Source organism: Synechococcus sp. RC10A2 (assembly GCF_047502605.1).
The window spans coordinates 1-878 of sequence record NZ_JANSHP010000026.1 but is presented as its reverse complement, the minus strand read 5'-3'; the positions used below and the strand labels follow the sequence as shown (position 1 = coordinate 878).

Here is an 878-nt window from a genome sequence, read left to right as displayed (position 1 = left end):
TCAACAGCCCAGCTCTTTCAGCCTTGGCTGCCAAAATTTGCAGGAACTCACCCCACCCAGCATCATCAACAGATTTGGCTAGTCTGCTTCTAGCCAGACCCCTAATAGTAAGCGCCTCATGAGCAATGTGCTTCCCCTTACTTAACAACTTCTTTGCCATCTTGTAGTGAAAATCTTTGCGCTGGTTGGCTACTTTGTAAAACCGTCGGGCAAAGGGCGGTGTTGGACCAGCTTGACCGGCCCAACCTTGGGCAGATGGATAAACTGCCCTCGAATGCAGTCCTGCTTCATCTGAGGGAAGGTGAAGGAGCGATACCGCCCAACACCCTTAAACCTGGGCCTGCCTGCCCGCTTGCCGTTACAGTCACCTTTTAGCCATCGGTCAAACGCTCTTTGCACTCGTTCTACACAGTCTTGGAGCACCTGGGAATGAATCGCTTGGTATTCGGGGAAGAGAGCCTTTGTGTTTACCAAGTCTCGTTTCTGGGAGTCGAAGGTGGGCTTGTCTTTCAACACAGGCAGATGGCAGACTGTCAACGGGCAAGCGTGGCTGTTGCAGCGATTCTGCTCCCACCCGTTGAACCGTTCTGCCAGGCGATAGTTGTACTGCTTACGCAGCAGCTCCAGCCACTCACCCATCAGGGCGACTTGGCTAGCAGTAGGGCGCAAGCGGTACTGGTAAGCGGTTCTCATGATGAATGCATTGTACCTGTTGAACGCTCCCGCCTCTCATCCCGACTCTGACCGGCCCGCCCCCCTATATCCCCCCGTATACGGGGGGACTGGGGGGCTGGGGGACTGGGGGGCTGGGATATAGGGGGGTACAGAGCGGGGCTTCCAGGACTACGTCCCGCTAGCGCGAACGGCGGATTAGCTAA

The 878-nt window shown here is 55.8% G+C and carries 1 protein-coding gene; it reads right to left on the bottom strand.

What is annotated here, in order from left to right:
- Positions 1 to 189 precede the first annotated feature (189 nt).
- Complete coding sequence (locus NW848_RS02930; RefSeq protein ID WP_414510455.1) at positions 190 to 693, bottom strand: RNA-guided endonuclease InsQ/TnpB family protein; 504 nt, start codon at positions 691 to 693, stop codon at positions 190 to 192.
- Between the last annotated feature and the right edge of the window lie 185 nt (positions 694 to 878).

Excerpts from the sequence above, each read along its gene's own strand:
- NW848_RS02930 (WP_414510455.1), bottom strand. The coding sequence starts at position 693 with ATGAGAACCGCTTACCAGTACCGCTTGCGCCCTACTGCTAGCCAAGTC.